Annotated in this window: 20 protein-coding genes and 2 pseudogenes; 19 read left to right on the plus strand and 3 right to left on the minus strand. The window is 72.4% G+C overall.

Features of this window, described 5'->3' with window-relative positions:
- The first annotated feature begins 98 nt into the window (after positions 1–98).
- The 13 genes and pseudogenes from ACZ4WQ_RS10495 to aroQ all read left to right on the plus strand — a co-directional run bounded on the left by ACZ4WQ_RS10495 (position 99) and on the right by aroQ (position 16,401).
- On the plus strand, positions 99–2,198 hold the full coding sequence (locus ACZ4WQ_RS10495) for a pyridoxamine 5'-phosphate oxidase family protein (protein ID WP_468022152.1): 2,100 nt from the start codon (positions 99–101) through the stop codon (positions 2,196–2,198).
- 231 nt (positions 2,199–2,429) lie between these two features.
- Positions 2,430–3,344: a carbohydrate ABC transporter permease gene (locus tag ACZ4WQ_RS10500; protein ID WP_311723108.1), complete on the plus strand. Its 915-nt coding sequence runs from the start codon at positions 2,430–2,432 to the stop codon at positions 3,342–3,344.
- On the plus strand, positions 3,341–4,198 hold the full coding sequence (locus ACZ4WQ_RS10505) for a carbohydrate ABC transporter permease (protein WP_468022153.1): 858 nt from the start codon (positions 3,341–3,343) through the stop codon (positions 4,196–4,198). The genes ACZ4WQ_RS10500 and ACZ4WQ_RS10505 overlap by 4 nt, the downstream gene beginning before the upstream one ends.
- Positions 4,195–5,541 (plus strand): ABC transporter substrate-binding protein, encoded by a 1,347-nt coding sequence (locus ACZ4WQ_RS10510; RefSeq protein WP_468022154.1) that lies wholly within the window; start codon positions 4,195–4,197, stop codon positions 5,539–5,541. Before ACZ4WQ_RS10505 ends, ACZ4WQ_RS10510 begins: the two co-directional genes overlap by 4 nt.
- Positions 5,538–6,248, plus strand: coding sequence for a glycerophosphodiester phosphodiesterase (locus ACZ4WQ_RS10515; RefSeq protein ID WP_311723105.1), 711 nt, complete (start codon positions 5,538–5,540; stop codon positions 6,246–6,248). The genes ACZ4WQ_RS10510 and ACZ4WQ_RS10515 overlap by 4 nt, the downstream gene beginning before the upstream one ends.
- Before the next feature lie 327 nt (positions 6,249–6,575).
- Positions 6,576–7,766, plus strand: a complete 1,191-nt coding sequence (locus ACZ4WQ_RS10520; protein ID WP_311723104.1) for an acyl-CoA dehydrogenase family protein — start codon at positions 6,576–6,578, stop codon at positions 7,764–7,766.
- Positions 7,767–7,976: 210 nt separating this feature from the next.
- A pseudogene (locus ACZ4WQ_RS10525) lies at positions 7,977–8,335 on the plus strand (hypothetical protein); the annotation flags it as partial.
- The gene (locus ACZ4WQ_RS10530; protein WP_468022155.1) at positions 8,317–10,608 is read left to right on the plus strand and encodes a serine/threonine-protein kinase; all 2,292 of its coding nucleotides are present in this window, start codon (positions 8,317–8,319) and stop codon (positions 10,606–10,608) included. The pseudogene ACZ4WQ_RS10525 and the gene ACZ4WQ_RS10530, both read left to right, overlap by 19 nt.
- 53 nt (positions 10,609–10,661) lie before the next feature.
- On the plus strand, positions 10,662–12,215 hold the full coding sequence (locus tag ACZ4WQ_RS10535; RefSeq protein ID WP_311723102.1) for a phytoene desaturase family protein: 1,554 nt from the start codon (positions 10,662–10,664) through the stop codon (positions 12,213–12,215).
- A gap of 94 nt (positions 12,216–12,309) precedes the next feature.
- Positions 12,310–13,413 (plus strand): NAD(P)H-dependent flavin oxidoreductase, encoded by a 1,104-nt coding sequence (locus ACZ4WQ_RS10540; protein WP_358843603.1) that lies wholly within the window; start codon positions 12,310–12,312, stop codon positions 13,411–13,413.
- A gap of 60 nt (positions 13,414–13,473) precedes the next feature.
- Positions 13,474–15,033 (plus strand): acyl-CoA synthetase, encoded by a 1,560-nt coding sequence (locus ACZ4WQ_RS10545; protein WP_311723100.1) that lies wholly within the window; start codon positions 13,474–13,476, stop codon positions 15,031–15,033.
- A gap of 19 nt (positions 15,034–15,052) precedes the next feature.
- Positions 15,053–15,748 carry an alpha/beta fold hydrolase gene (locus ACZ4WQ_RS10550; RefSeq protein ID WP_468022156.1) on the plus strand — a complete coding sequence of 232 codons (696 nt, stop codon included), beginning with the start codon at positions 15,053–15,055 and terminating at the stop codon, positions 15,746–15,748.
- A complete protein-coding gene (gene aroQ, locus ACZ4WQ_RS10555) occupies positions 15,745–16,401 on the plus strand; it encodes a gamma subclass chorismate mutase AroQ (protein ID WP_398375396.1) in 657 nt (218 codons plus the stop codon). Before ACZ4WQ_RS10550 ends, aroQ begins: the two co-directional genes overlap by 4 nt.
- A 130-nt stretch (positions 16,402–16,531) precedes the next feature.
- On the opposite strand, the gene ACZ4WQ_RS10560 is transcribed toward aroQ, so the two are convergent.
- Complete coding sequence (locus ACZ4WQ_RS10560) at positions 16,532–18,175, minus strand: acyl-CoA synthetase (protein ID WP_468022157.1); 1,644 nt, start codon at positions 18,173–18,175, stop codon at positions 16,532–16,534.
- A gap of 162 nt (positions 18,176–18,337) precedes the next feature.
- Between ACZ4WQ_RS10560 and ACZ4WQ_RS10565 the strand changes: the two genes are divergently transcribed.
- The 5 genes from ACZ4WQ_RS10565 to ACZ4WQ_RS10585 all read left to right on the plus strand — a co-directional run bounded on the left by ACZ4WQ_RS10565 (position 18,338) and on the right by ACZ4WQ_RS10585 (position 22,895).
- Positions 18,338–19,144, plus strand: coding sequence for a crotonase/enoyl-CoA hydratase family protein (locus ACZ4WQ_RS10565; protein ID WP_468022158.1), 807 nt, complete (start codon positions 18,338–18,340; stop codon positions 19,142–19,144).
- A 174-nt stretch (positions 19,145–19,318) separates the two neighbouring features.
- The gene (locus tag ACZ4WQ_RS10570; protein WP_468022180.1) at positions 19,319–20,263 is read left to right on the plus strand and encodes a Zn-ribbon domain-containing OB-fold protein; all 945 of its coding nucleotides are present in this window, start codon (positions 19,319–19,321) and stop codon (positions 20,261–20,263) included.
- On the plus strand, positions 20,260–21,363 hold the full coding sequence (locus ACZ4WQ_RS10575) for a thiolase domain-containing protein (RefSeq protein ID WP_385343507.1): 1,104 nt from the start codon (positions 20,260–20,262) through the stop codon (positions 21,361–21,363). The genes ACZ4WQ_RS10570 and ACZ4WQ_RS10575 overlap by 4 nt, the downstream gene beginning before the upstream one ends.
- The gene (locus ACZ4WQ_RS10580) at positions 21,360–22,526 is read left to right on the plus strand and encodes a thiolase domain-containing protein (RefSeq protein ID WP_311723094.1); all 1,167 of its coding nucleotides are present in this window, start codon (positions 21,360–21,362) and stop codon (positions 22,524–22,526) included. Before ACZ4WQ_RS10575 ends, ACZ4WQ_RS10580 begins: the two co-directional genes overlap by 4 nt.
- A 126-nt stretch (positions 22,527–22,652) precedes the next feature.
- Positions 22,653–22,895, plus strand: a complete 243-nt coding sequence (locus tag ACZ4WQ_RS10585; protein ID WP_468022159.1) for a DUF397 domain-containing protein — start codon at positions 22,653–22,655, stop codon at positions 22,893–22,895.
- A 3-nt stretch (positions 22,896–22,898) separates the two neighbouring features.
- On the opposite strand, the gene ACZ4WQ_RS10590 is transcribed toward ACZ4WQ_RS10585, so the two are convergent.
- Positions 22,899–25,652: an ABC transporter substrate-binding protein gene (locus ACZ4WQ_RS10590; RefSeq protein WP_398375404.1), complete on the minus strand. Its 2,754-nt coding sequence runs from the start codon at positions 25,650–25,652 to the stop codon at positions 22,899–22,901.
- A gap of 148 nt (positions 25,653–25,800) precedes the next feature.
- The gene (locus tag ACZ4WQ_RS10595; protein ID WP_398375406.1) at positions 25,801–26,529 is read right to left on the minus strand and encodes a leucine-rich repeat domain-containing protein; all 729 of its coding nucleotides are present in this window, start codon (positions 26,527–26,529) and stop codon (positions 25,801–25,803) included.
- A 219-nt stretch (positions 26,530–26,748) separates the two neighbouring features.
- Between ACZ4WQ_RS10595 and ACZ4WQ_RS10600 the strand changes: the two are divergent.
- Positions 26,749–26,802: pseudogene (locus tag ACZ4WQ_RS10600) on the plus strand (hypothetical protein); the annotation flags it as partial.
- Positions 26,803–26,804 lie beyond the last annotated feature (2 nt).

Here is a 26,804-nt window from a genome sequence, read left to right on the forward strand (position 1 = left end):
AATCCTACGGATCTCAGGCGCGCATGGCACCCCCGTGTGTGCTGAGCTGAATGGATCAATGCGGAGAAAAAGGTACAAAATCATCATATGGTTCGCGCATGGAGAACACTGCCGCACCGGCGGCCGCCACCCCGCGCCCGCGCCCGCAGCCCTTCGAGCCGGCGCGCCGTCGGCGCTCCGCGCCCTGGCTCGCGCTGGTGGCCGCCGGTTACGCCCTCGTCCAGCTCCTCGTGGTCGTCCCGCACATCGGGCACGCGCTGGGCTGGGACGAGTCCGTGTATGTCTCCCAGGTCGACCCGCGCAACCCCGCCGCGTACTTCAGCGCCCCGCGCTCCCGCGGCATCAGCATGCTGGTCGCCCCGGTCGTCGCGGTGACGTCCTCCATTCCGGTGTTGCGAGTACTCCTCGCGGTGTTGTCCGCCGTCGCCCTGTACGCCGCCTTCCGGGTGTGGCGCCGGTTGCTCGGCCCGGGCACGGTCGCCCTGGCCGCACTCCTGTTCGCCGGGCTGTGGATCACCCAGATCAGCGGACCGGCGGTGATGCCGAACCTGTGGGTGGCGCTCGGCGCCGTGGCCGCGGTCGGCTGGTTTCTGCGCCTCCCCGCAGAGCGGAACGCGCGCTGGTGGCTGGCCGCTGTCATCGCGGGCGTCACCCTCGTACGGACCCCCGACGGAGGCTGGCTGGCGCTGCCGCTGCTGGGCGCGGCCGTGGTCGTCAGGGCCTGGCGGCCGGCGCTGCCCGCGCTGCTCGGCGGGCTCGCGCTGGGCGCCATGCAGTGGGTGGGCGAGGCGTACGCCCGCTTCGGCGGCATCATGGACCGGCTGAAGGTCTCCAGCGACGTCGAAGGCGGCATGGGGCTCCACTTCAACGTGGGGGCCGCGCTGCGCAGCCTCAACGGGCCGCAGCTGTGCCGCCCGTGCGAGGTCCCGTTGCGCCACCCGGAGCTGACCGCGTGGTGGCTGGCGCTGCCGCTGCTGACCGCCGCCGCGATCGTCATGGCCGTGCGGGACCGCCGCGACCGCCGGGAGCGCGTTTCCCGCCCGGGCGCCCCGCACCTCGGCCATTCGCTCGCGCTGAGCATCCTGCCGATCGTCTGCGCCACCGCGCTCGCCCTTCCCTATCTGCTGCTGATCGGCTACTTCGCCCCGCGCTTCCTGATGCCCTCCTACGCGCTGCTCGCGCTCCCCATCGCCGAGCTGGCGCTGCGCACCGTCAAGGCCGCGCGCTCCCCGCAGCCGGTGGCGGTCGCGGTGGGCGTGGTCATCACCCTCCAACTGGCTTCCCAGTACGTGGTGCTCGGCCGCTCGGCGGCGCAGTCCGAGAGGGTCAACGGCAGCTACCGTACGGCCGCGGCCGCGCTGCACCGGCTGGGGCTGCGGCCGCCGTGCCTGGTCGCCGGCGACCGCGCGCTGCCCATCGCGTACCACGCGGGCTGCGCCTCCGCCCAGACCAGCGGGAACAACCGGTCCATCGCCCCGGCGGCGCTGGTGCTGCGGTCCGCCCGGGAACCCACCGCCCTGCTCACCCACCGCTCCCGGCCGCGCCCCCCGGCCTACGCCCAGACCTGGGTGGCCTACCCGCTGCCGGGGACGGGCTGGATCGCCCATCTGCCCCCGGACCAGGCGCGCGAGGTGCGATCACGACAGAAGGAGTCCGGCAATCCCGGGAGCATGGGCCCCATGATGACTGCGACGACGACCAGTTGGGGCGGGTTCGAGGCGGCGGAGCCCGAGTTCTCCGCCGTGGTGCGGGAGCGTTTCCAGCGCTACCGCCACCATGTCCTGGCCACCCTGCGCCAGGACGGCAGCCCGCGGGTGACCGGCCTGGAGGCGGACTTCCGCTTCGGTGAGATGTGGCTCGGCATGATGCCGGACTCGCGCAAGGCCCTGGACCTGCGGCGCGACGCGCGCTTCGCGATCCACGCCAACCCCGGGCCGGACACCGGGATGGACGGCGGCGATGTGCGGGTCAGCGGGCGCGCCGTGGAGGTGACCGACCCGGAGATGCTCGCCCGCTTCGCCGAGGAGGTCCACCCACCGGAGCCCTTCCACCTCTTCCGTGTGGAGGTGACCGAGGTGGTGCGCACCGCCGTGGAGGGCTCCGATCCGGTGCTCCAGACCTGGCGCCCCGGCGAGCCCGTACGGACCACCCGGCGCGGCGCGGACGACAGCGCGCCGCAAGGGGAGGGCGGGAGTTGAGGCCCGGGCTCCGGACTTGAGGCCCGGACTCCTGACGGCCTGTTCACGGGAGAAGTGAGAAATATCAAGCCGGGCATGTGAAGTAGGCCAAGTTGTAACACGACAAGGTGTTTCCTTCTCGTCAACTCTGTTGGTATCCCTTGGGGCTGTTACCAGCACGTTCCCTCGGGGGTACCTCCCAGCGGTAGCTGGGGGCCCCTCGGGGCGCAGTTCGGAAGGATCAACTCCCCCTTGTCTGCCATCGACGACGCCGGCCGCCGTCTGCGCGCCAGGCGCAGACGGCGCGACTATCTGCTCTTCGCCGCGTTCGCCGCCCCGAACTTCCTGTTCCTGCTTCTCTTCGCCTACTGGCCGGTGGTCTACAACGCCTATCTCAGCCTGACCGACTGGGACATGATCTCCCCGGCCAAGGACTTCGTCGGTCTCGGCAACTACGCCGACCTGCTGACCGACCCGGACTTCCGCGCCACCTTGTGGATCACCGTCCTCTTCGTCGTCGGCATCGTGGCCGGAGGCATCGTCCTGGGGCTGGCCACCGCGCTGCTCCTCAACCAGAAGCTGCGCGGCCGGAACGTGGTGCGGACGCTGACCTTCGCCCCGTATGTGCTCTCCGGGGCCGCCGTCGGCACCCTGTGGCTGTTCGTGTTCGACCCCAACTACGGGCTGATACGCCCGCTGATGGACCCGCTCGGGCTCACCGCCCCGGCGATGATGACCGACTCGAAGTGGGCGCTGACCGGCCTGATCCTGGTCTACCTCTGGAAGAACACCGGATTCGTCGCCGTGGTCTATCTCGCCGGGCTCCAGGGCCTGCCCAGGGAGGTGTACGAGGCGGCCGCCCTGGATGGCGCCGGGCCGTGGACACGGCTGCGCCGGATCACCCTCCCGCTGCTCTCACCCGTCACCTTCTTCCTCCTGGTGACCTGCACCATCAGCACCTTCCAGGCGTTCGACGTGCTGGCCATGATGACCAGCGGCGGACCGGGCACCTCCACCTCCACCCTCAGCTGGTTCATCTACGACCAGGGATTCCGCGCCTTCGACGCGGGGCGCGCCGCCGCCGGCGCGATGATCATGTTCGCGGTGCTGCTGCTGATCACCGCCGGGCAGGCCCGCTACCTCGAGCGAAAGGTGCACTACCAGTGACCGCCCTCGACCCGGCGGCGCCCTCCCGCCGCCCCGGCGGCCGGGCCCGGCGCCTGGGCCTGTACGCGCTCCTCGTCCTGGTCGCCTTCATCGCGGCCGGCCCGCTGTACTGGCTGGCCTCCTCGGCGCTGAAGACCAACCCCCAGATCTACGCCTATCCGCCCCACTGGGTCCCCACCGACCTGCGCTGGAGCAACTTCTCCGACGCCTGGAACGCCGCCCCCTTCGACCGGTTCTTCCTCAACTCCCTCGTGGTCTCGGTCGTCGGCACCGCCATCGAGCTGTGCTCCGCGCTGCTGTGCGCGTACGCCTTCGTCTTCCTGCCCTTCCCCGGCAAGAAGTGGCTGTTCCTCTTTCTGCTGGGCGCCATGATGGTCCCCGGCCATGTCACCCTGCTGCCGAACTTCCTGACCGTCGCCCAGCTGGGCTGGGTCAACACCTGGGCGGGCCTGATCGCCCCGGGCCTCGGGTCGGTCTTCGGCACCTTCCTGCTGCGCCAGCACATGCTGACGCTCCCCAAGGAGGTCGTGGACGCGGCCCGGATCGACGGTGCGGGCCATCTGCGCACGCTCTTCCGCGTCGTGCTGCCCATGTCACGGCCCATGGTGATCACCGTCGCGATCGTGGTCATGGTGACCAAGTGGAACGACTTCATCTGGCCGCTGATCGTGACCAGCAGCGCCGATATGCGCACCCTCCCCGTCGGCCTCCTCTTTCTGCGGGACCAGGAGACGTACGCCAACTGGGGCGCCATCCTGGCCGGCACGGTGATGGTGATCCTGCCGGTGCTCGTCGTCTTCTTCATCGCCCAGCGCTACATCATCGCCGGGCTGACCCAGGGAGCCGGGAAGTGAGCCAGAGCCTCCCCAGCCGCCGGCGCTTCCTCACCCTCGCGGCCGGGGCGCCCACGGCCGCCGCGCTGCTGAGCGCCTGCTCCACCACCACCGGGCCGGTGGACCAGCCGGGCGGATCGGTCCCCGACCGCTACTCCGGGCGCACCCGCGTCGTCCTGTGGTCCACCTTCGCGGACGTGCCCGGCCGCGCCCTCCAGGAGCTCGCCGACACGTTCAACCGCGACCAGCGCGACATCTATGTGGAGGTCCAGTTCCAGGGCACGTACGACGAGTGCGCCCAGAAGGCGGTCGTCGGGCTGCTCGCCGGCCAGGCGCCCGACCTGTGCGTGCTGTCCGATGTGAAGTGGTACCGCTTCTACTTCGGGGACGCGCTCGAGCCCTGGGACGACTACATCGACCCCGGCGAGCTGCGCGCCACCTACAACGCCAAGCTGCTGGGGGAGGGGCGCGTCAAGGGCCACCACTGGTGGCTTCCGCTGGCCCGCTCCACCCCGCTCTTCTATTTCAACCGCACCCTCTTCAAGAAGGCCGGGGTGCCCGACCGGGCGCCCGAGACCTGGGAGGAGATGTACGGCTGGGCCAAGGAGATCACCCAACTGAAGACCCAGGGCAAGCGGGTCGCCCTGGAGGCGTACCAGAAGATCGACGGGGACTGGCAGTTCCAGTGCACCGCCTGGCAGTACGGCGGCGCCTACTCCAACGGCCTGGACGTGGCCATCGACCAAGAGGCCACCGTCGCGGCGGGGGAGTGGCAGCGCAAGCTGGTCCACCGGGACCGCATCGCCTATATGTCCACCGACCCGGCGGGCGACATGGGCAACCAGCTGATCGCCACCCTGATCACCTCCACCGGCGGGCTGCGGAAGATCTCCGAGATGGCCAAGGCGGGCGGCTGGGAGCTGGGCACCGGATTCCTGCCTCGCCACAAGGAGTTCGGGGTGACCACGGGCGGCGGCGGGCTCGGCATGTTCAAGCGGGTGCCCAAGGAGCGCAAACAGGCGGCGGCGGAGTTCGTACGCTTCCTGGCGCGGCCTGAGAACGCGGCCCAGTGGACCGTCCAGACCGGCTATATGCCGGTGGTCCCGGCCGCCACCAAGTCCCCCGCGCTGGCCAAGCTGCTCACGGAGGACCCCAACTTCTCCACCGCGGTGAAGCAACTGCCCCACACCCGCAAGGGCGACCAGGTGCGGATGATGGTGCCCAACGCCAATGTCCAGATCTACACCGGGCTACAGAAGATCTGGACCGGTAACACCCCCGCGCACCAGGCGTTCTCCGATGTCGCCACGCGGCTGCGCAAGGGAGTGGACCGGCACCGTGAGTCCATCGAGGAGCACCTGTGACACCGTCCCAAGCCGCCACGCCACGCCCCTTGGTCTACGGACACCGGGGCGCCAGGGCCGATGAGCCGGAGAACACCCTGCGCTCCTTCCGCCACGCGCACCGGGTCGGCGCCGAGGGCGTCGAGCTGGATGTGCGGGTGTCCCGTGACGGCCACCTCGTGGTGATCCACGACGCCACGGTGGACCGCACCACCGACGGCACGGGCGAGGTCGCCGCGCTCTTCCTGGCCGAGCTGCGGGAGCTCGACGCCGGAGGGGGCGAGCGGATCCCCACGCTCGGCGAGGCCCTGGACGCCTTCCCCGGACTGGTGCAGGTGGAGATCAAGGCCCCCGAGGCGGTGGCCGCGCTGGCCGAGTCCGACCGGCGCGACCCCCTGCCCCCGCGTGTGGTGCTGACCTCCTTCCACGCCGAGATACTCGACCACGCCGCGCGGCTGCTGCCCCGGGTGGAACGGGGGCTGATCACCGCCCACCCCACGGAGGAACTGCCCGCGCGGGCCGCGGAGGTGAAGGCCACCTGGGTCTGCCCGGAGCTGCGGCCCGAGCTGACGGTCGGCCTGGTCGAGCGCTGCCACGCCCAGGGGCTGCGGGTCGACGCCTGGCCGGCCGCCGACCCGGAGCGGCTGGCGCGCTGCGTGGCCCTGGGCGCCGACGCGGTCACCACCGACCATCCCGCGCTGATCGACGATTGGCTACGGGCGGTCTGACCGCCCGCAGCCGTCGGCCGATTGGCCGGGATGCCAAGCGACCCCGGCGAAGTAGAGGCACGTCCCTGCGCCGCCTGGCACGGCACCTCGCTGCGTTGTCGGACTCGCCCGAGTAGGCCCACTACGAGGGCGATCCTCCGCCTTGCGATGCACCGCGCCAGACAACGCAGGAACCCACCCCTACTTCCCCGGGGCCGCTTAGGCCCGGACGCCGCCTCGGCGGATGCGGCGTCCGGGCCCACGGCCCTTCCGTATTGTTGGAACACGTTCTACCGTGCCCCTCGATTCCAGCGCCGTCGCGGCGGACGCGAGACTCCAGGAGGGGCCGTGCACCTCGACTACACCCCCGAGCAGCGGCAACTGCGCACCGAACTGCGCGCGTACTTCACCGAGCTGGTCCCGGACAACGCCTACGCCCGCTACGCCGACCCCGCCGGACAGAAGCGGTTCTACCGCGAGACCATCCGCCGCCTCGGCGCGGACGGCTGGCTGGGCGTGGGCTGGCCGCGGGAGTACGGCGGGCGCGGCCTGGGCCCTGTGGAGCAGTTCATCTTCTTCGACGAGGCCGCCCAGGCGGGCGTACCGCTGCCCCTCATGGCGCTCAACACCGTCGGGCCCACCCTGATGCGCCACGGCACCGGTGAGCAGAAAGAGTACTTCCTGCCGAAGATCCTCTCCGGTGAGATCGACTTCGCCATCGGCTACAGCGAGCCCGACGCGGGCACCGACCTCGCCTCGCTCAAGACCCGCGCGGTGCGCGAGGGCGATCCCCACACCGGCCACTACACGGTCAACGGCCAGAAGACCTGGACCACCAACGGCGACACCGCCGACTGGGTCTGGCTCGCGGTGCGCACCGACCCCGACGCCAAACCCCACAGCGGCATCAGCATCCTGCTCGTGCCGACCAGCGACCCCGGCTACTCCTGCACCGTCATCAACACCCTCGCCTCCCACGACACCACGGCCAGCTACTACGAGAACATCCGGGTGCCGGCCACCCGCCGGGTCGGCGCGGAGAACGAGGGCTGGCGGCTGATCACCACCCAGCTCAACTACGAGCGCGTCACCCTCGCCGCCCACGGCACGATGGCCATCCGCGCCCTGCGCGGCGTCCAGCAGTGGGCCGCCGACACCAAGCTCGCGGACGGCCGCCGCGTCATCGACCTGGGCTGGGTGCGCGGGCGGCTGGCCCGCACCCACGCCAGGCTGGACGCCATGAAGCTGCTCAACTGGCAGATGGTGGACGCCCTCCAGCGCGAGGCGCTCACCCCCCAGGACGCCTCCGCGGTCAAGGTGTACGGCTCCGAGGCGCGCCGCGACGCCTACGCCTGGCTGATGGAGGTCGTCGGCGCGGCAGGCCCGCTCAAGGAGGGCTCGACGGGCGCGGTGCTCCACGGTGAGCTGGAGCGCGGCTACCGCAGCAGCGTGGTGTTCACCTTCGGCGGCGGCAACAACGAGGTGCAGCGGGAGATCATCTCCTGGATCGGCCTGGGGATGCCGAGGGTGCGCCGTTAGCTCCTCATCCGTGTTCCCGGGCCCCTTCCGCCCGCGGCCCACCCGCACCGGAGCCCTGCTGCTCCGGCGGCAGCGCCGAGCGGGCCGGATCTGAACGGTGGGCCACCCGCGGAGGCGCTGCACCCGCTCGCGGTGCGCGGCGTCACCCGGAACTCCGACTTCCGTAAGGACGTCTGAGGCCGGCCGCTGCGCATCGCCCGCCTCATCGCCTTTCTGTGCAGACCTCCCGTTCACCCCCTGCTGGTGCCGGCGCGCGCGGTGCTGTGGGGGCGCGTCGCGGCGCTCGCCTGCGCGAGTCTGCCCCCGTACGCCCATGAGCTGTACGGCCGCCCGGCGCCCACGCCCGCCGGGCGGGCGCTGCGCCGCATTCCGCCCCCCTCCGGTGGCAGCTGCCGCCCCAGCACATCCTGCGGGCCGTCGAGCGTCGGTCTACAAGTTGCGCCAAAACGCCGCCATACTGGACAACGGGGATGCGCCGAGGGCTCGCTGACGAGCCGTCGGCTTTCACGGGGGCGGCGGGGGCGGCACTCCCGCCGGAGTCAGGGGGACCATGGCGGAAACCAGACTGATCCAGGGCCGGTACAGATTGCTCGATCTCATCGGGCGCGGGGGCATGGGCGAGGTGTGGCGGGCGCTCGACGAGTCGCTCGGGCGGCGCGTCGCCGTCAAGTGCCTCAAGCCGATGGGGCAGCAGCGGGACCCGTCCTTCATGGACGTGCTGCGTGAGCGGTTCCGCCGCGAGGCGCGGGTCGCGGCGTCGCTACAGCACCGCGGGGTGACCGTGGTGCACGACTTCGGGGAGCACGAGGGCGTTCTGTATCTGGTGATGGAGCTGCTGGAGGGGCGCAACCTCAGCCAGCTGCTGGAAGACAACGAGCGGCGACCGCTGCCCGTCCCTGATGTCCTGGACATGGCCGGCCAGCTCGCCGTCGCCCTCGCGTACACCCACGATCAGGGGATCGTCCACCGCGACCTGAAGCCCGCCAACATCATGCGGCTGGCCGACGGCTCGGTGAAGATCTGCGATTTCGGCATCGCCCGGCTCGGCCATGACATCGACTTCACGGCCCGGCTGACCGGGACGGGCATCGCCATGGGCACCCCGCACTACATGTCGCCCGAGCAGATCGCGGATGGGTCCGTCGACCACCGCAGTGATCTGTACTCCCTGGGCTGTGTGCTGTACGAACTGGCCACCGGCGCGCCGCCGTTCCATCTCGACGACGCCTGGGCGGTGCTCGTCGGCCACCGCGACACCCCGCCCGAGCCGCCGCGCCGGCACCGGCCCGAGATCCCTGAGCTCTTTGAGCGGGCGATCCTCGACCTGCTCGCCAAGGACCCCGAGGACCGCCCGCGCGACGCCTCCGACCTGGCCAAGCGGATCGCCCTGGCCCGCGCGACCTGGGGCGCCGGGCAGCCCCTCGTCCCGGAGTGGACCCTGCCAGGCCCCGGCGCGGGGCTCCCCGCGGAGCTCCCCGCGCGGCGGCCGCCGCAGCTGCCCGACTGGGCCCGGCACATGACCGCCGGCACCGCGGCGGACCCGGCCGGCCGGGCCGGGGCGCGGCCGGGCCCCCCGGGCGAGGCCGCCGCGCTCACCGGGGCGTGGACCGGCGGGGGAGCGGGGGCGGGCGGGCTCACCGGGGCGTGGGCCGGCGGCCCGGCGCCGCCGCCAGCCGCGCCGCGCGCGCCCGCCGGTGAGCCCCCGCCGCCGAGCCTGCTCGCCGCGCTCGCCGTCCGGCACACCGTCGGGATGAGCCTGGCCTTACAGGGCCGCTGGGAGGAGGCGGGCCGGACGCACCGGGAGGTCGCCGCCGAGCGGGAGCGCGTGCTCGGCCCCGACCACCCCGACACCCTGATCAGCCGTTACGAGGCGGCCTTCGCCCTCGGGCGGCTGGGCCGCCACGGCGACGCGCTGGGCGAGTACGGGCGGGTGGCGGCGGGCCGCGAGCGGGTGCTCGGGCCCGAGCACCCGGACACGCTGGCCGCCCGGCAGGAGACCGCGTTCGCGCTGAGCCGCCTCGGCCGTCACTTCGAGGCCCACCAGGTCTACGCCGCCGTGCTCGCGACCCGCGAGCGGACGATGGGCGCCGAGCACCCCGACACCCTGCGCTGCCGCCACAACCTGGCCTTCAACCTCGGCCGCCTGGGGCGGCTCGAGGACTGCCGCCGGGTGGCCCGCGAGGTGGCCGCCGCCCGCGCCCGGGTGCTGGGCCCCGACCACCCCGACACCCTGGTCACCCGCTACGAGGTCGCGTACGCCCTCGGCCGGCTGGGCCGCTGGAGCGAGGCGCTGCACATCTACCGGGAGGTGGCCGACGCCCGCGGCAGGACCCTCGGCCGCGAGCACCCGGACGCCCTCGCGGCCCGCTACGAGGTCGGTATCAGCCTGGGCCGGCTCGGCCGCAGCGCGGAGGCCCTGGCGCTCTACCGCGCCCTCGTCGACGACCGCACCCGCGCCCAGGGCCCCACCGACCCCGAGACCCTGCGCGCCCGGCACGGCCTCGGGGTCAATCTGGGCCGCCTCGGCCACTGGGAGGAGGCCCTGGCCGAGGCTCGCGACGTCTCCACCCTCCGGGAGCGGACGCTGGGTCCGGACCACCCCGACACCCTGGTCAGCTGCCGGGAGGTGGCGGTGGCCCTCGGCTGGCTCGGCAACTGGACCGACGCCCTGGAGCTCTACCGCCGGGTCGCCCGGGCCCGCGAGGACGTCCTGGGCGCGGATCACCCCGACGCCCTCGCCAGCCTGGGCGACGAGGCCCAGTGCCTGGAGCAGTTGGGGCGGCGCGAGGAGGCCGTCGAGCTGTACCGGCGGATGGCCTCGGTGCGGCGCCGTCAGGAGTGAGACCGCCTCGCCGCGTCCTGGCCCCGGCGATCACCGCGTGCTAGTCAGGACGTATGCCTCACAGCGACGCGTACGACGCCGTCATCGTCGGCGGCGGCCACAACGGGCTGGTCGCCGCCGCCTACCTCGCCCGCGCCGGCCGCAGGGTGCTGCTCATGGAGCGGCTCGACCACACCGGCGGAGCCGCCGTCTCCACGCGCCCCTTCGCCGGGGTCGACGCTCGGCTCTCCCGCTACTCGTACCTGGTGAGCCTGCTCCCGCGGCGGATCGTGGACGACCTGGGCCTGCGCTTCTCCGTCGCCGAGCGGACCGTGTCCTCGTACACCCCCACCGTCCGGGACGGGCGGCCCACCGGGCTGCTGGTGGGCGGCGACGAGGCCCGCACCCGCGCCTCGTTCGCCCGGCTGACCGGCTCGGACCGGGAGTACGAGTCCTGGCAGCGCTTTTACGGAATGACCCGGCACGTGGCCGAGCGGGTGTTCCCGACGCTCACCGAACCGCTGCCCACGCGCGAGGCGCTGCGCGCGCGGGTGGGCGACGAGACCGCCTGGCGGGCGCTGTTCGAGCGGCCGCTCGGCGAGGCGGTCGAGGAGGCGTTCGAGGACGACCTGGTGCGCGGCGTGGTCCTCACCGACGGCCTGATCGGCACCTTCACCCACGCCCATGACCCGTCGCTGCGTCAGAACCGCTGCTTCCTCTACCACGTGATCGGCGGCGGCACCGGCGACTGGAACGTCCCGGTGGGCGGGATGGGCGCGCTGACCGACGCGCTGGCGGACGCGGCGCTCGCGGCGGGCGCCCGGATCGCCACCGGATGCGAGGTGACGGCCATCGCCACCGACGGAAGGGACGCGGAGGTGATGTTCCGTGACGGGGAGGGCGAGGGCCTGGTGGGCGCCCGGCATGTGCTGGTCGGCGCCGCCCCGCAGGAGCTGGCCAGGCTGCTGGGCGACGAGTCGCCCGCCCCGCCCGTCGAGGGCGCGCAGCTCAAGGTGAACATGCTGCTGCGGCGGCTGCCCGCGCTGCGCGACCCCGGCGTCGACCCGCGCGATGCGTTCGCCGGGACGTTCCACATCGCCGAGGGCTATGGCGACCTGGAGGCCGCCTACCGCCAGGCCGCGGCGGGCGCCCTGCCCATGAGGCCCCCCTCGGAGATCTACTGCCACTCGCTGACCGACCCGTCGATCCTGGCCCCCGAGCTGGCCCGGCAGGGCTACCAGACCCTGACCCTGTTCGGGCTGCACGCCCCCGCGCGGCTCTTCGCCGCCGACCACGACGTGGCGCTCGCGGCGCTGCTGGAGGCCACCCTCGAACTGCTCGACGCCGAGATCGCCGAGCCGATCGCCGACTGTCTGGCGTACGACGCCGAGGGGATGCCCTGCATCGAGGCGAAGAGCCCGCTGGACCTGGAGCGCGAGCTGCGGCTGCCCGGCGGCAACATCTTCCACCGCGAGCTGGCGTTCCCGTACGCCCAGGAGGGCACCGGCCGCTGGGGCGTGGAGACGCGCCACGCCAATGTGCTGCTGTGCGGCGCGGGCGCGGTGCGCGGCGGCGGGGTCAGCGGGATCCCGGGGCACAACGCGGCCATGGCGGTCCTCGGCAGGTGACCGGGCCCGAAAAGAATCCGACGCAGCCAAAGAATCTGACGTAGCGTCAGAAAAACTCTTCCTTCGTCCGGCCCGCTGCGGCATCCTGCCGCCCATGGAGACGGAGTTGAGCAAAAGGCTGGGTGTCGAGCACGCCATCTTCGGCTTCACGCCGTTCCCGGCCGTGGCCGCCGCGATTACCCGGGCCGGCGGGTTCGGCGTGCTCGGCGCGGTCCGCTACGGCGCGGCGGACGAGCTGGCGCGCGACCTCGACTGGATGCAGGAGCACACCGACGGCAAGCCGTACGGCGTGGACGTCGTCATGCCCGCGAAGAAGGTCGAGGGGGTGACCGAGGCGGACATCGAGGCGATGATCCCCGAAGGACACCGCCGGTTCGTCCGGGAGACCCTCGCCAAACACGGCGTGCCCGAACTTTCCGAGGGCGAGGCCTCCGGCTGGCGGATCACCGGCTGGCTGGAGCACGTCGCCCGCAGCCAGCTGGACGTCGCCTTCGAATACCCCGTGAAGCTGCTGGCCAACGCCCTCGGCTCACCGCCCGCCGATGTCGTCGAGCGCGCCCACGGCAAGGGAATCCTCGTTGCCGCGCTCGCGGGCAGCGCCCGCCACGCGCTCCACCACAAGGACGCGGGGCTCGACATCGTGGTCGCACAGGGTTACGAGGCCGGCGGCCACACCGGCGAGATCGCCTCCATGGTCCTCACCCCCGAGGTGGTGCGGGCCGTGGACCCGCTGCCCGTGCTCGCGGCCGGCGGCATCGGCAGCGGCGAACAGATCGCCGCCGGGCTCGCCCTCGGTGCGCAGGGCGTCTGGCTCGGCTCCATCTGGCTCACCACCGACGAGGCCGCCCTCACCTCGCCCGCGCTCACCCGCAAGCTGCTGGCGGCGGGGTCCGGCGACACCGTCCGCTCCCGCGCCCTCACCGGCAAGCCCGCCCGGCAGCTGCGCACCGAGTGGACCGACGCCTGGGAGGACTCCGAGGGCCCGGACCCGCTGCCGATGCCGCTCCAGGGGCTGCTCGTGGCCGAGGCCGTCTCCCGCATCCAGAAGTACGAGGTGGAGCCGCTGCTCGGCACGCCGGTCGGGCAGATCGTCGGCCGAATGAACACCAAGCGCCCCGTGCAGGCCGTCTTCGACGATCTGACCCGCGGCTTCGAGCGCGCCATCGACCGCGTCAACCGCATCGCCGGGCGGGCCTGAGCCCGCCGTGACCCCTGTCGCCCCTGCCTGACACGCCGCCAGAAGGAGGACCGGACCCTCATGTCCCGTACACCCAACGGCTTCTGGGCCCAGGCCGCGCTCGAACCCGACCGCGCCGTACTCGTCGCCCCGGACGGCGAGGAGTGGACCGCCGCCCGGCTGCACGCCGCCTGCAACCGGCTCGTCGGCGGGCTGCGCGCCGCGGGGCTGCGGCGGGGCGACGCCTTCGCGGTGGTGCTGCCCAACGGCGTCGAGTTCTTCACGGCCGCGCTCGCCGCCACCCAGGCCGGGTTCTACCTGGTGCCCGTCAACCACCACCTGGTCGGCCCCGAGATCGCCTGGATCGTCTCGGACTCCGGTGCGAAGGTGCTCATCGCCCACGAGCGCTTCGGCGAACAGGCCACCCTGGCCGCCGACGAGGCCGGGCTGCCCGCCGACCAGCGCTACGCGGTCGGCGCCGTCGGCGGCTTCCGCCCGTACGCCGAGCTGCTGGAAGGAGAGGCCGAGGAGCCGCCCGCCGACCGCGAGCTGGGCTGGGTGATGAACTACACCTCCGGAACGACGGGCCGCCCGCGCGGCATCCGGCGCGCGCTGACCGGCGTCCCGCCCGAGGAGGCCAACCTCGGCGGCTTCCTGCGCATCTTCGGCATCAAACCCCGCGACGAGGAGCCCGACAACGTCCATCTGGTGTGCTCACCGCTCTACCACACCGCGGTGCTCCAGTTCGCCTCCTCCTCCCTGCACATCGGCCACCGGCTGGTCCTCATGGACAGGTGGACGCCCGAGGAGATGCTGCGCCTCATCGACACCCAGCGCTGCACCCACACCCATATGGTTCCCACCCAGTTCCACCGGCTGCTGGCGCTGCCCGAAGAGGTCAGGCGGCGCTACGACGTGTCCTCGATGCGCCACGCCATCCACGGGGCCGCGCCCTGCCCCGACCACATCAAGCGGGCGATGATCGACTGGTGGGGCGCTTGCGTCGAGGAGTACTACGCGGCCAGTGAGGGCGGCGGCGCCTTCGCCACCGCCGAGGACTGGCTCAAGAAGCCGGGGACGGTCGGCAAGCCCTGGCCCATCAGCGAACTGGCGATCTTCGACGACGAGGGCAACCGGCTCCCCGCCGGCGAACTCGGCACCGTCTACATGCGGATGAGCACCGGCGGCTTCGCGTACCACAAGGACGAGGCCAAGACGCGCAAGAACCGCATCGGCGACTTCTTCACCGTCGGCGACCTCGGCCTGCTCGACGAGGACGGCTATCTCTACCTCCGCGACCGCAAGATCGACCTGATCATCTCGGGCGGCGTCAACATCTACCCGGCCGAGATCGAGGCCGAGCTGCTCACCCACCCCGCCGTCGCGGACGCCGCCGCCTTCGGCATCCCGCACGAGGACTGGGGCGAGGAGGTCAAGGCGGTCGTGGAGCCCGCCCCTGGCCAGGAGCCGGGGCCCGCGCTGGAGCGGGCGCTGCTCGCCCACTGCGAGGCGCGGCTGGCGGGATACAAGCGCCCCAAGTCGGTGGACTTCGTGGCCGAGATGCCACGGGACCCCAACGGCAAGCTCTACAAGCGGCGGCTGCGCGAGCCGTACTGGAAGGGACGTGAGCGAGCGATGTGACGCGGGTAGTCTCGGCCGTATGCACACACTTGACACGGTCGAGGTGGCCGGGATCGAACTGGCCTACCGGGTCTGGGGGGAGCGTGCGGCTCCCCCCGTCCTGCTGCTGGCCGGCCTCGGCGGGGACGGCGCCGACTGGCTGGGAATCGCTCCCGAACTCGCGCGCACCCGGTGCGTCTACGCCCTCGATCTGCGCGGCCACGGGGCCAGCGACTGGCCCGGGGACTACGCCCTGGAGCGGGTGAGCGACGACGTCGCCGGCTTTCTCGGGGCCCTCGGCCTGACCCGGGCCTCGGTCGTCGGACACTCCTACGGCGGCGTGGTCGGCTACCTCCTCGCCCAGCGCCACCCCGCCCTCGTCGAGCGGCTGGTGATCGAGGACGCCCCGCCGCTGTGGCCCCAGGACCCGCCGCTGGAGGTGCCCGAGCGCCCGGAGGGGCGGCAGGCCTTCGACTGGGCGGTCAAGACCCAGTTCACCGAGCAGCGCAACGCGCCCGATCCGCGATGGATCGACGGGCTCTCGGCGATCACCGCCCCGACCCTGCTGATCGGCGGCGGCCCGGACAGCCACATCCCACAGGAGCTGCTGGCCGACATGGCCGAGCGGATACCCGACTGCCGCCTGGTCACCATCGACGCAGGACATCTCGTCCACGAGGCGCGCCCCGGGGAGTTCCTGGCCGAGGTGCGCCCCTTCCTGGAGGCAGGGGAGTGACGCTGAACGCGACCCTGCGCCACGCGCTGACCGCCGCCGCGGCCCTCGGGCTGCTGGCCACGGCGGCGCCCGGCGCGACCGCGGCTCCGGCCGTCTCCGCCGCCGCTCCGGCCTCGGTTTCCGCGCCGGCGCTTCCGTACGGGCGGCTGCTGCCGATCGCCGACCTGTCCGCCCAGCGACTGCTGACCGCCGATCAGGTGGCGCAGGCGAAGTATCGATATGCGGCTCCGCCGCGCGGGGGCACGGACAGCCCCATCGACGACCCCGAGCGGGAGCGGCAGGTGCTGGAGGCGGTGGCCGAGCAGGCCCGCGCGCTGGGCGCGGACCCGGAGGCCACGGTGCGGATCTTCCGCGACCAGATCGAGGCCAACAAGCTCGTCCAGCGCGGCCTGTACCGCCGTTGGGAGGCCGACCCCACCCAGGCGCCCACCGAGCGCCCCGACCTCTCCAAGGTCCGCCTGGAGATCAACCGGATCAACGGCGAGCTGGTGCGGGCCATCGCGGACTCGGCGCGAGCCAGGGCCGAGCCGTCCTGCGCGGGGTGGCTGACCGTGGCCGCGGTGCGGGTACGCCACGACAGGCGGCTGGACGCGCTGCACACGGTGGCGCTGGAGCGGGCGCTGCGGTCGGTGTGCGCGCCGAACGGAACCTGACCGCGGCGGCCTCCCGCGCGGATCCGGGGGCCGCACCTCGACCGCCTCGCCGCCGTACGCCTCCGGGCCGCGCACCTCGCCCCGGGCACGGGGAGTACGGTGTCGCGCCCGGCGGCCACCGCCGGCGCGGTCAGGAGTCGGCCGGGGCGTTCGCCGCGATGTCCCTCGCCCAGCGGTAGTCCGCCTTGCCACTGGGCGAGCGCTGGATGTGGTCGCTGAAGACGACCGTACGCGGGATCTTGTAGCCCGCGAGCCGGTCGCGGCAGTGCGCCCGTACGGCGTCGGCCGTGAGCCGGTCCGCCCCCTGGCGGGGCTGGACGACGGCCGCGACGCGGCTGCCCCAGCGCTCGTCCGGCACGCCCGCCACCAGCGCGTCGTACACATCCGGATGGGCCTTGAGCGCCTGCTCGACCTCCTCCGGATAGACCTTCTCGCCGCCGGTGTTGATGCACTGCGAGCCGCGCCCGAGCACCGTGATCACGCCGTCCTCGTCGACCGTGCCCATGTCGCCGAGCAGCACCCAGCGCGCGCCGTCCGCCTCGAAGAACGTCTCGGCGGTTTTCTTCGGGTCGTTGTAGTAGCCGAGCGGCACATGGCCGCGCTGGGCGATGCGGCCGGGTTCACCGGGCGCCACGGGCCGGTGGGTGGCCGGATCGATCACCGAGGTACGGGTGTTGACCCGCAGCCGGAACCCCTTCTCGGGGCCGGCGTCCTCGGTGGCGGTGCCGTTGAAACCGGACTCCGAGGAGCCGAAGTTGTTCAGCAGCATGGTGTGCGGCGCCAGCTCCGAGAACTGGTCCCGCACGGTGTCCGACAGGACCGCGCCGGAGCTGCTGACGCTGAACAGCGAGGAGCAGTCGGTGTCCTTGAGGGGGCCGGCCAGGGCGTCCACCAGCGGGCGCAGCATCGCGTCGCCGACCAGTGAGACGCTGGTGACCTTCTCCTTCTCGATCGTGCGCAGTACGTCTTCGGGCACGAACTTACGGTGGATGACCACCTTCTGGCCGAAGTTGAAGCCGATGAAGGCCGTGAGCGTGGAGGTGCCGTGCATCAGCGGCGGGGTGGGGAAGAACACCAGTCCCTCGCCGCCCGCCGCCACCCGCTCGGCCAGCTCCTCGGGCCTGCCGACCGGCTCGCCGGTGGGCGAGCCGCCGCCGAGCCCGGAGAAGAACAGGTCCTCCTGCCGCCACATCACGCCCTTGGGCATGCCCGTGGTGCCACCGGTGTAGATGATGAACCGGTCGTCGGCGGAGCGCGCCGGGAAGTCGCGCTCGGGCGAGCCCGAGGCCTCGGCCTCCTCGAAGGACACGGGCGCGGGGTCCGGGACGGGGCTGTCCCCGGCCGGGGCACTGGCCCGGCCGACCCGCACGAGATGGCGCAGGGTGTCGGTGCGGGGGAGCGCGGCGGCCACCCGGTCGCCGAACTCGGCGTCGTACACCAGTGCCGCCAGGTCGGCGTCCCGGTAGAGATAGACCAACTCGTCTTCCACGTAGCGGTAGTTGACGTTCACCGGCACGGCCCGGATCTTCAGACAGGCGAGTGAGGTCTGGAGGTATTCGACGCCGTTGTACAGATGCAGGCCGACGTGTTCGCCCGGCGCGATGCCGGCGGTGTCCCGCAGATGGTGGGCGAGCCGGTTGGCGGCCGCGTCCAGCTGGGCGTAGGTCAGCCGCCGCTCGGCCCCGGTGCCGGGGTGGTCGATGTACACCAGCGCCTCTCTGTCGGGCACCGTGTCGACGATCGACTCGAACAGGTCGGCAAGGTTGTACTCCACGGCTCCTCCTGACCTGACATCGGGCGGCATGGCGGTCATTGGAGCGCCGTCCGGAAGAGATGTGAAGGCACATGGCCAATAAATCTGACTGGGCATCAGATTTCTCTTGAAGTCGCCCCGCGGCTCCTGCAACCTGTTCTAGGTCGAGACGGGAGGACTGCCGTGACAAGCGGGACCGAACATCTGACGGTGGAGCGCGCCGGCGCGACGCTGGTGCTCACCCTGAACCGTCCGGAGGCCAAGAACGCGCTCTCGCTGCCGATGCTGGTCGGCCTCCACGACGGCTGGGCCCAGGCCGACGCGGACGACGACATCAGGTCGGTGGTGCTCACCGGGGCCGGCGGGTCCTTCTGCGCGGGCATGGACCTCAAAGCCCTCGCGGGCGGCGGCGGGATGGCCGGAGAGCACTACCGGGACCGCCTCAAGGCCGACCCCGACCTGCACTGGAAGGCCATGCTCCGGCACCACCGGCCGCGCAAGCCGGTGATCGCCGCCGTCGAGGGACACTGCGTGGCGGGCGGCACGGAGATCCTCCAGGGCACCGACATCCGCGTCGCCGGGCGCGGCGCCACCTTCGGGCTCTTCGAGGTCAGGCGCGGGCTGTTCCCCATCGGCGGCTCCACGGTCCGCCTCGCCCGCCAGGTGCCCCGCACCCACGCGCTGGAGATGCTGCTGACCGGCCGCCCGTACACCGCCGAGGAGGCCGAGCGGATCGGGCTGATCGGCCGGGTCGTGCCCGACGGCACCGCCCTTCGGACGGCCCTGGACATCGCCGAGCTGATCAACGCCAATGGCCCCCTCGCCGTCGAGGCCGTCAAGGCGTCCGTCTACGAGACGGCGGAGCTGACCGAAACCGACGGCCTGAAGTCCGAACTCGAACGCGGCTGGCCCATCTTCGCCACCGCCGACGCGAAGGAGGGCTCCAAGGCCTTCGCGGAGAAGCGACCGCCGGTCTACCGACGGGCCTGAGCACCCATGCCGCGCGGCGAGTGAGCCGAAGGGGCGCGCCGCTGTCGAAAGGGAGAGCGCGCGGAGGCCGCGAGGTACGAGCGGCTGAGCACGGTCGACCGTCGACAGGGGCTGTAGCGCCCCGGGCGAACGAGCCTGGAAACAGAGGAGAGGCACACCATGACACCGGCTCCCATGCCCGAGGTGCTTTCCGCCCCTCTGGTTGTCGAGTTCCCCTTCACCCGCTCCCTCGGCCCCGTCCAGAGCGCGTTTCTGACCGGACTGCGCGAACGCGCCGTGCTCGGCGTACGGACCGCCGACGGCCGGGTGCTGGTACCCCCCGTCGAGTACGACCCCGTCACCGCCGAGGAGATCCGCGACCTCGTCGAGGTCGCCGCCACCGGCACCGTCACCACCTGGGCCTGGAACCCCGCGCCGCGCCGCGGACAGCCCCTCACCACCCCCTTCGCCTGGGTGCTGGTGCGGCTCGACGGCGCCGACACCGCCCTCCTCCACGCCCTCGACGCACCCGGCCCCGAGGCCGTCCGCACCGGCCTGCGGGTGCGCGTCCGCTGGGCGCCGGAGCGCACCGGCGCCATCACCGACATCGCCTGCTTCGAGCCGTACGAGAGCGAGCCCGACCCGCGAACCACCCCGCACGGCGGCGAGTTCACCGACCCCGTCCAGGGGATCGTGGCGCCCGCCCGCCTGGACTACGTGTACTCGCCCGGCCGCGCCCAGTCCCGCTATATCGCCGCCCTCTCCGGCCGGCGGACCGTGGGGGAGCGCTGCCCAACCTGCCGCAAGGTGTATGTCCCGCCCCGCGGCGCCTGCCCCACCTGCGGCGTCGCGACCGACGAACAGGTCGAGGTCGGCCCGCGCGGCACCGTCACCACCTACTGCATCGTCAACATCAAGGCGAAGAACCTCGATATCGAGGTGCCGTACGTCTACGCGCACATCGCCCTGGACGGCGCCGACCTCGCCCTCCACGGCCGCATCGGCGGCATCCCCTACGACCAGGTCCGGATGGGGCTGCGCGTCGAGCCGGTGTGGACCGAGGGCGGGCGCTACCCCGACCACTACCGCCCCACCGGCGAGCCCGACGCGGACTACGACACCTACAAGGAGCTGCTGTGAACCCGAGGCCCGTCGCCATCGTGGCGTTCGCACAGACCCGCCACCGGCGCCGATCCGCCGAGCTGTCCGAGGTCGAGATGCTGATGCCGGTCCTGCACGAGGTGCTCGGCGCGGTCGGCCTGCGGGCCGGCGAGATCGGCTTCACCTGCTCCGGCTCCTCCGACTATCTCGCCGGCCGAGCCTTCTCCTTCACCATGGCACTGGACGGCGTCGGCGCCTCGCCGCCCATCTCCGAGTCGCATGTGGAGATGGACGGCGCCTGGGCGCTGTACGAGGCGTGGGTCAAGCTGCTGGCCGGAGAGGCCGAGACGGCGCTCGTCTACTCCTACGGCAAGTCCTCGCCCGGAGAGCTGCGCGACGTCCTGACCCGCCAGCTCGACCCCTACTACCTCGCCCCGCTGTGGCCGGACCCGGTGTCCCTGGCCGCCCTCCAGGCCCAGGCGCTCATCGACGAGGGAGCCACCGACGAGCGAGCCCTCGCCGGGGTCGCCGCGCGCAGCCGCGGCGCGGCCGAGCACAACCCGCACGCCCAACTGACCGGCTCCGCGGCCCCGGACGCGCTGCTGGCGGACCCCTACCTGGTGCGGCCGCTGCGCCGCCACGACTGCCCGCCCATCGGCGACGGCGCGGCCGCCGTCGTCCTCGCCGCCGGTGACACCGCGCGCCGGCTCTGCCGCCGCCCCGCGTGGATCCGCGGCATGGACCACCGCATCGAGGCGCACGCACTGGGCGTACGGGACCTCACCCGCTCTCCCTCGACCCGGCTCGCCGCGCGCAACGCCGGTCTGTTCGACGACGACGCCGCGCCCGTCGACACCGCGGAACTGCACGCGCCCTTCACCTCGCAGGAGGTGATCCTGCGCCGCGAGCTGGGGCTGGACGAGGGCGTACGCGTCAATCCGTCCGGCGGCGCGCTCGCCGCCAACCCCATGATGGCCGCCGGGCTGATCCGCCTCGGCGAGGCCGCGGCCCGCATCCACCGCGGCGAGTCCGACCGGGCCGTCGCACACGCCACCTCCGGGCCGTGTCTCCAGCAGAACCTGGTGGCGGTCCTGGAAGGAGAACGGGACGGGCAATCGGAAGGGGACCAGGCATCATGAGCAAGGAGCCCATCGCCGTCGTCGGGGTCGGCCAGACCAAGCACACCGCCGCCCGCCGGGATGTGTCGATCGCCGGGCTGGTCCGCGAGGCGGCCGTGCGCGCCCTCGAGGACGCCCAGCTGACCTGGGCGGACATCGACGCCGTGGTCATCGGCAAGGCGCCCGACTTCTTCGAGGGCGTGATGATGCCCGAGCTCTATCTCGCCGACGCGCTCGGCGCGGTCGGCAAGCCGATGCTGCGGGTGCACACCGCGGGCTCGGTCGGCGGCTCCACCGCGCTGGTCGCCGCGAACCTGGTGGCCGCCCGCGTCCACCGCACCGTCCTCACTCTCGCCTTCGAGAAGCAGTCCGAGTCCAACGCCATGTGGGGGCTCTCCCTGCCCGTCCCCTTCCAACAGCCGCTGCTGGCCGGGGCGGGCGGCTTCTTCGCCCCCCACGTCCGGGCCTATATGCGGCGGACCGGCGCCCCGGCCGCCATCGGATCGCTCGTCGCGTACAAGGACCGCCGCAACGCCCTGCGCAACCCCTACGCCCATCTCCATGAGAAGGATCTGACCCTGGAGAAGGTGCAGTCCTCACCGATGCTGTGGGACCCCATCCGCTACTCGGAGACCTGCCCGTCCTCCGACGGCGCCTGCGCCATGGTGCTCACCGACCGGGCCGGCGCGGCGCGGGCGCCCGCCCCGCCCGCCTGGGTGCACGGCGGCGCCATGCGCAGCGAGCCGACGCTCTTCGCGGGCAAGGACTGCGTCTCGCCTCGGGCCGGGCAGGACTGCGCGGCCGACGTCTACCGGCAGGCCGGGATCACCGACCCGCGCCGGGAGATCGACGCGGTGGAGATGTATGTGCCGTTCAGCTGGTACGAGCCGATGTGGCTGGAGAACCTGGGGTTCGCCGCCGAGGGCGAGGGCTGGAAGCTCACCGAGTCGGGGGTGACCGAGATCGACGGAGACCTGCCGGTCAACCCGTCGGGCGGGGTGCTGTCCACCAACCCCATCGGCGCCTCCGGGATGATCCGCTTCGCCGAGGCCGCGCTCCAGGTGCGCGGGCAGGCGGGCGAGCACCAGGTGGAGGGGGCGCGCAAGGCGCTCGGCCACGCCTACGGCGGAGGGTCGCAGTTCTTCTCGATGTGGCTGGTGGGGGCCGAGCCCCCGACCGGCTGACCGTGGCCCGGACCGCCCCCGCCGTACGCCCGCGTGTGCGGTGCCGTCCTTCTTTCGCGGCCTGTGCGGCACCGGCCGCGATCGCTAGGGTGGAGCCGGGACGACGACCTGGGAGGAGCCAACCACGTGGCCGACACCACCACCGAACAGCCCTGGGCAGCCACTGCCGAGAAGCCCGACCTCGACCTCACCGCCGCGCAGTGGAGGTCGAGCAGCCAGGGAGTGGGCGATGTCGAGATCGCCTTCGTCGAGGGCTATATCGCCATGCGCCACCGCCGTCGGCCGCAGGATCCGGCCCTGATCTTCTCTCCCGCCGAGTGGCGCGCCTTCGTCATCGGCGCGCGCGATGGCGAGTTCGACCTGACCTGACGCTCAGGGGGTGGGTTCCGGGCAGGCGTACTGCCCGCCCGGGCCCCACGTCCGCCGGATGTCGGTCGCGGTGACCGCCCCGCACAGCAGCGTGGTCTCTACGGTGCCCGAGGGCTTGCCGTGGAGGATGGCCACCAGCCTGTCCGCGGTCAGCCGCCCGCCGCCGTTCACCCCATGAGCGTCGATACGGCCCGTCGCGCCGCTGAAGCCGCCGCGCCCCAGGCCCTGGTAGAGCACGGCCTGGACCAGCGCCCGCTCGAGCCGGGCGTCCTGCTTGCCGGTGCCCACCCAGGCCTCGTCGACGGCTTGCGAGAGATAGCCCAGGGCGTCCCAGGCCAGCGGGGCGTGTCCGTCCAGCCGCATCGCCTCGCTCGGGGCGCCGGGCTTGTCGCCGAACTTCGCGTCGTAGGCCTCGAGAAAGGCCTGGGCGTTCTGTCCGCTCACCCGCGAGGGTTCGCCGAGCGAGACGTAGTACAGGTTCAGGTTGGGGAAGGCCGTCCACGGACCGCGGTTCTGGAGGAGCGTGTTGGTGACGTCGTCGTCGCCGAGCACGCTGAGTTTTGGACAACTGTCCGCCACCCGCCTGAACTCGGCCAGGAAGTTGCTGAACTGGCCGGCCCGGGCGGTCCACACCAGCGCCGTCCGCTGCTCGCCGCCGCCGACCGCCTCGCACACCCGCTCCGCCGCTTCCCCCACGGTGGCGACCGGCCGCCCGGCCAGGGCGCCGTGCTGGTTGCTCCCCCCGGACCCCAGGAGCAGCACCTCCAGAGGATCCTGCCGGTAGGCGGCGCGGAACGCCCGGGCCAGGCCGTCGCTGTACGGGTCGGAGGGGTCGGCGACCATGACGGCCCGCTCGGCCGGTACGGCCTTGCCGTCCGGCAGGGCCACCAGCGAGGCATGCTGCAAGAAGGCCACCATGACCTGCGCGCTGCGGGAGTCGACCGGCGCCATCTGGTAGTAGTGCGGGCCATAGGCCAGCAGCGCGTCAGCCGTGCCGGAGGTCCCGACCATAGGAATGCCGGCGTCGTTCAGCTTGCGGATCGCGGTGTAGGTGGCGCGCCGACTCTGCCCGAACCCGACCACACCGACGATCGACGGATCGCGCCGGGCCAGTTGGACGACGGAGTCCGCGACGGCCGGGGCGTCCTCGTACAGATGCCCGACGTTGGCCACCAGCACCCGCAGCGGCACGCGGTCATCCGCCTTCAGCGCCAGGTTGTTGATGTGCTCCTGGGCGAGCGCGACGCCCAGCAACTCGGGCAGCGTGCCGCCGCGGGCCGGGTCTTCGGCCCCCTCACCGCCGGAGAACGGACCGAGGTAGACCACGGTGCGGTAGTGGGGCCGCCCGGGCTCCAGGTGCCGCATCGCGGCGTCGACCACGCTGTTCTGCCGGTCGATCTGCTCCAGCACCGCGGTGACCTGTCCCTCACTGCCCTTCGCGAACTGCGCCTTGCCCTCGCGGACTCCCACGCACTGGCCGTCCTGTCCCAGGAAGGTCTGACCCGCACAGCTGTCCCGGCCCCCGCCCACCGGCCCGTGGAGCAGCCCGGCCACGGCCGCGAGCGCGGCCAGCACGGCCACCGCCACCCCCACGAGCTCGGCGCGCGGGCCCCACCGGCGTGAGGGCACGAACAGGGTGGGTCGGCGGCCGAGCCAGTACGAGGCGCGCTCGTCGTCCTCCGGTCCCTCGCTCACCGGGACGACGATGCCGGTGGGCTGCCCCGCCCGCATGCCCTGCTGTTCGACCAGCGTCAACTCGGCGCCCGCGTGGGCGAGATCGGCTGGCTCGATGTCAGGGATCCGCGAGGCCAGCGACCGCGTCCCGGCCGCGATCGCGATGACCGACGTACAGCGCAGATCCTCGACCGCCGACCGCAGCTCGCGCAGAAACCGCTGGACCCGGGAGTCGAGCTCCCCGGCCTCCTCGAACAGCAGCACGAAACGGGTGGTCCGGCGCATCCGCCAGGGGTTGAAGCGGCGCTTGCGCACCGCCCCGTCCAGATCGGCCAGCAACGCGTGCGTCAGCACCCGGTCGAGCCGCTCGGGATCACTGCCCTCCCCGCCGGGGACATGGTCGAGCGCCGAGCGGAAGAAGTCGGTCGGCGGCGTGCCGTGCTGCCGCCGTGCCCATTCCGCGTACCAGCGGCGGTGCCGGCCGCGGCCGAGCATCCGGCGTGAGGCGCGGACCCCGAACAGCCAGCGCGGCAGCTTCTGGAACAGCGGGCCGGCGACGAAATTCCACAGCAGCTCCAGGAGGGTGCCGCCGCTGGCCTGGTCCCGGCCGCCCACCGTCCACAGCGCACTGGCCGTCCGCGACCAGCGGCGGTGCTCTTCGTAGCAGTGGTCGCGCAGTTCCCGGTGGCGGTATTCGACCGGCCCGTCGATGGCAGGGGCCGTCACCACCGAGTGCAGCAGACGGTAGCCCGGCAGCCGCAGCCGGCCGGTGTCCGCGGGCATGAACTCGGCCAGTTGCAGCGCGATCTGCTCGAAGAGCTCCAGCGGCGGCGCATCGGTCCCGGCGGGTTGCCCGGGTATATACGCATGCGCTGCCAGTACTTCAGTGCGCCCCCGCAGCCGCGCGCGCAGCCCTCGTACGATCCGCTGCCCGGCCCGCCCGGTCCCGGCCTCGCTCAGCAGGACCACCGGCACTCTGCTGCGGCGGCGCCGTGGCTGGGTGACCAGCTTGTCGAACGCCTCGACGAAGCGCTCGACCCCCGGATACGCCGGTATTCGGCCATGAGGATCCCCCGTTGTCATCCCTCTGTCCCCCGCCCCCTGTCGCACCGGCCCGCCGTACGGGCCACTTGGAGCCATGGTTATCCCCCAGATGAGTCCGGGGCATGCGGTCTGGGTAGGCATGCGTCCGGACGGGACAGGGACGAGGGCGGGGGCGAGCGGCCTCTGGCTAGGTGAGCACGGCGCAGCCCCTTCTCCTGAGCGCCTGTAGTGGCCACAGCTCGTCTCCTCGCTCCTCGAAGCCGTTCCATCGCAGATCGAGCTTCTCCAGGGACGGCAGCTCCGCGATCCAGTCCGGAATCCCATGCAGCTGGTTGCTCCGCAGGTCGAGATGGCGCAGCAGCGGCAGTGCGCGCAGTGGCTCGGGCACCGACTCCAGCGCGTTGTCCCGCAGTTCGAGGTGGCGCAGCTGTGTGAGCGCGGAGAAGGCGGCGGGCAGGGACCCGATGCGATTGCCGCGCAGCCACAGCTCCCGCAGCCGCCCGAGCCGCCCGATCGACTCGGGCAGCCCGGCCAGCTCGTTGTGCTGCGCCCGCAGCTCCACCAGCCCGGCCATGTCGCCGATCTCCGGCGGCAGTTCGCCGATCCGGTTCTCGCCGACGTTGAGGTACGCCAGCTCGTCCAGCCGGCCGAGCTCGGGCGGCAGCCGGGTCAGCCGGTTGTCGTGCAGATACAGATACCGGGTCAGGCCCCGCAGTTCGCCGAGCTCTCCGGGTGCTTGGGCGAGTTGGTTGTGGCCCAGGTCGAGCGTGTGCAGCCGCTGGAGGCGGCCGATGTCCGGGGAGAGGCGGGTGAGCCCGTTGTCCGCGAGGATCAGCACTCGCAGCCCGGTGCGCTCCCACACGTCCTCGGGGACCTCGCCGAGGCCTGCCTTCCAGAGGTTGACTACATCCGTCATGAGGGCGAACTCTATGGGCTGCCCGGACATGGCCAGGGCCGTGTCCGCATCTCCTCCGTGTGCGCGTCGGATCCGCGCAGGTGAACACCTTGTGCGAGCACTTCGTCACGAAAACCACATGTGCGTGCAAGAGAAGGGACAATGTCCGCCCGTTCCGATCGATCCATATTCGGACATAAGCCAAACAGTACGGTGATCGGTATGAAGCTCCGGTACAACATGCGCGTGTACCCGAGCGCTTTTCAGCGCAGCAGTCTGGCGCGGGCGTTCGGGAG

The sequence above is a fragment of the Streptomyces sp. NPDC028305 genome, assembly GCF_055569495.1.